Source organism: Ruminococcus sp., from assembly GCF_045129435.1.
Taxonomy (GTDB): Bacteria; Bacillota; Clostridia; order Oscillospirales; family Acutalibacteraceae; genus Ruminococcoides.
This window is the reverse complement of record NZ_JBGVJL010000038.1, coordinates 1-3,615: the sequence shown is the minus strand read 5'-3', so window position 1 is coordinate 3,615 and position 3,615 is coordinate 1. Positions and strand designations below refer to the sequence as shown.

The following is a 3,615-nucleotide window of genomic DNA, read 5'->3' as shown; positions in this document are numbered from 1 at the left end:
TGCTGCATATTATGTGTAACCATAATAATGGTGTATTTATCCTTTAATTTCATACAAAGCTCTTCAATTTTACCTGTAGAAATAGGGTCAAGAGCAGATGTTGCCTCGTCCATAAGTAATACCTCAGGCTTTACTGCAAGTGCTCTGGCAATACAAAGTCGCTGCTGCTGACCGCCCGAAAGTCCAAGGGCACTCTTTTTGAGTCTGTCCTTGAGTTCGTCCCAAATTGCCGCATCTCTTAAAGATTGCTCAACAATTTCATCAAGCTCTCTTCTGCTTCTGATGCCGTGTGTTCTCGGGCCAAAGGCAATATTGTCATATATGCTCATTGGGAACGGGTTTGCTTTCTGAAACACCATACCAACTCTTTTTCTGAGAACATTTACATCCATATTTTTGCCGTAGATATCCTCGTTATCAAGACGAATATCACCTGTAATCTTACATCCCTCAACCAAATCATTCATTCTGTTAAGTGACTTTAAAAGGGTAGATTTACCACAGCCTGACGGGCCGATAAATGCTGTAATGCGGTTTGCTTCCATATTAAAGTTTACGGACTTTAATGCATGAAATTTGCCGTAATACAGGTTCATATCCTTAATTGTAAACTTATCCATTTATTTTCCTTCCACTCTTACTTATTTTTACTTGTAAGTCTTTTGGCTATGAAAGCCGAAAGTGTATTAATTAAAAGTACAAGCACAAGCAATACAACTGCCGTTGCCCACGCCTGATCTGTATGCAAGCCCTCATTTGCAAGCACATACATATGGATTGCAAGGGTTCTGCCCGACGACATAAGTCCGTTTGCAAGTCCGGATGCTGAACCTGATGTATATAAAAGTGCTGCCGTTTCTCCGACAATTCTGCCGACTGCAAGAATTATACCTGCAAGAATACCGGGCATAGCACTCGGTAAAATTACCTTTATAATAGTTCTCAGCTTTCCTGCACCGAGTCCGTAGCTGCCTTCTCTGTATGAATCAGGAACAGAAAGCAATGCTTCCTCTGTTGTTCTCATAATTGTTGGTAATACCATAATTGCAAGTGTAAACGAACCTGCAAGCAATGAAAGTCGCCATTGAAGTGTGGTTACAAAGAAAAGCATACCGAACAAACCGTAAACGATTGACGGAATACCCGAAAGGGTTTCTGCCATTGTTCTGATAAGCTTAACGAATTTATTTCCTCGTTTTGCATATTCCGCAAGATAAATTGCCGCACCCACACCAAAAGGAACTGCAATTACAAGTGTAAGCAAGGTTACTACAATAGTATTGATGATTGCCGGCATACAAGAAACATTGTCGCTGTTGTATTCCCAGGCAAAAAGATCCGGAGTGATGTGTGGCACACCCATTACAAGGATATATACTATTAAAAATACCAGAGCAAGTACCGAAAATGCAGCTGCAACCACTACAAGAATAAGCAATACAAGTGAAAGCGGCTTTCTTTTGTACTCTCTTAATCTTTGGGCAAATCCTGTTTTATTGATTGCCTTAATTTCGTTATTATCAGCCATTCTTTTCACTCCTGCTCTTTATTGCCTGCATCGAAAGTGTGATAATAAGAATAAATACAAATAATACCACACCTGTAGCTATAAGTGCCTGTCTGTGAAGTCCTGTGGAATAACCCATTTCAAGCACAATATTTGCGGTAAGTGTTCTTACACCGTCTGTAAGTGATGTTGGAATCTGTACCTGGTTGCCTGCAATCAAAATAACCGCCATAGTTTCGCCGATAGCTCTGCCTATGCCAAGCACAACACCGGCAAGAATACCTGACTTTGCGGCAGGAAGCATTGTTTTAAACACGCTTCTCTCTCTTGTTGCACCGAGTGCAAGTGCACCCTCGTAGTAATTTTCAGGTACTGCACGAATTGCAGACTCGGATACACCGATTATTGTAGGCAAAATCATAATGCCGAGCACTATTGACGCTGCAAGCAAGCTTGAACCGTCACAGTCGAAGTTTTCTCTGATAAACGGTACAATTACCATAAGTCCGAAAAAGCCGTAAACGATTGACGGAATACCTGCGAGTAATTCTGTTGCGGGTTTTATAACCTTATATAAGGGCTTAGGACAAAAACGAGCAAGGAAAACCGCTGTTAAAATTCCGATTGGCACACCGATTACTACCGCACCTGCCGTTACATAAATGCTGCCGATAATCATTGTAAAGATACCGTAGCTTGCCGGTACATTGGTAGGTGCCCATTCTGTGCCGCCTATAAAATCAAAAAATCCGATTTCTGCCATTGCCGGAACACCGTTCCAGAAAAGGAAAATACATATAAGCACAACTGCCGCTATGCTGGCAAGGGCTGTCAGGAAGAAAACTCCCTGCATAGCCCTTTCTTTAATATTGCTTAATCTCATTTAGTTATATCGCTCCAAACCTTAGCTTCGCCTGTGTAGATAGCCTTTACCTGATCCATTGTGAGATTTTCTGTAGTATTGTTTGTATTTACGATTACTGCAATACCGTCTTTTGCGATTGTAACAGATGTAAGAGCTGTTTCTGTATCTTTAAGCTCTCTTGATGCCATACCGATGTCGCATGTACCCTCAAGTGCTGACTGCATACCTGCTGATGAGTCTGATGTCTGAAGCTCAATGTCTGCCTTTGTGTTTACCTGCTTGTAAGCCTCAATAAGCTTTTCCATTACAGGAGATACCGAAGTTGAACCTGCTACTGTGATTTTACCCTCCGGTTTTGTGCCTGCATAAGCTGCATTTTCAGATACAGGAACATAACCTTCGTTAGAAATTACTGCCTGACCGTCTGAGCTTAAAATGTAATCAACAAAGTCCTTAGCAAGACCGTCAAGGTCGCCCTTGTAAGCAATGTTGAACGGACGGCTGATTTTGTAATCGCCTGACTTTACATTCTCTGCTGTTGCGTCAACATCTTCAATCTTGAGTGCCTTTACGCTGTCGTTGAGTGAACCGAGTGAAATGTAACCGATTGCTGCGTCATTGCCCTTTACATTAGTAATAACTGCCTCTGTACCGTTTACTGTAACTGCATCTGTTCTTGTTGTATCTTTCTTTGTATCGCCGTCTTTTACAAGCACGCCTGTAAGTTCAACAAACGCATCACGAGTACCTGAACCCTGCTCTCTTGTGATAACCGAAAGGGTTTTGCTTGTATCAAAAGCACCTGTGCTTGATGAGCCTGCATTACTTGAACCGTTGTCTGATGCTGTTGATGATGAGCTGCCGCCGCAACCTGCAAAAGCACCTGCCATAATTACGCCTGCTGCTAATACTGATAAGATTTTTGTACTTGTCTTTTTCATAAATATAATCTCCTCAAATAATTATCGTACTTCTTTTGAGTACGATCTTAGTTTATTAGAAATTTGTAAAGGTATTTATCTCCTATTTGTAAAATGCCCGTAAATAATTATTTTTATTATGTAATGAAATAATATTTTCTATAAAATGTAATGACAAGTGGCAAATAATATGTTATAATGTGATAAATGATAAAAATTAGGAGGCTAAAGCCAATGGATAACACAAATATTCCATATAAAATTTATCTTGACGAAAGTGAAATACCTACCCAATGGTATAATGTTCGTGCAGATATGAAAAA

Annotated in this window: 4 protein-coding genes; all 4 read right to left on the bottom strand. The window is 40.4% G+C overall.

The features are described from left to right. A partial coding sequence (gene pstB / locus ACJMMI_RS01955; protein WP_405353004.1) for a phosphate ABC transporter ATP-binding protein PstB occupies positions 1-620 on the bottom strand: 620 nt, incomplete at its 3' end. 17 nt (positions 621-637) lie between these two features. Beyond that, on the bottom strand, positions 638-1,528 hold the full coding sequence (gene pstA, locus ACJMMI_RS01950; RefSeq protein WP_405353002.1) for a phosphate ABC transporter permease PstA: 891 nt from the start codon (positions 1,526-1,528) through the stop codon (positions 638-640). Beyond that, the gene (gene pstC / locus ACJMMI_RS01945) at positions 1,521-2,390 is read right to left on the bottom strand and encodes a phosphate ABC transporter permease subunit PstC (protein ID WP_405353001.1); all 870 of its coding nucleotides are present in this window, start codon (positions 2,388-2,390) and stop codon (positions 1,521-1,523) included. The genes pstA and pstC overlap by 8 nt, the downstream gene beginning before the upstream one ends. Beyond that, complete coding sequence (locus tag ACJMMI_RS01940) at positions 2,387-3,313, bottom strand: substrate-binding domain-containing protein (protein WP_405353000.1); 927 nt, start codon at positions 3,311-3,313, stop codon at positions 2,387-2,389. The genes pstC and ACJMMI_RS01940 overlap by 4 nt, the downstream gene beginning before the upstream one ends. Between the last annotated feature and the right edge of the window lie 302 nt (positions 3,314-3,615).

Coding starts and splice junctions, on each gene's coding strand:
- pstC (WP_405353001.1), bottom strand. CDS start 2,390: ATGAGATTAAGCAATATTAAAGAAAGGGCTATGCAGGGAGTTTTCTTC.
- ACJMMI_RS01940 (WP_405353000.1), bottom strand. CDS start 3,313: ATGAAAAAGACAAGTACAAAAATCTTATCAGTATTAGCAGCAGGCGTA.
- pstA (WP_405353002.1), bottom strand. CDS start 1,528: ATGGCTGATAATAACGAAATTAAGGCAATCAATAAAACAGGATTTGCC.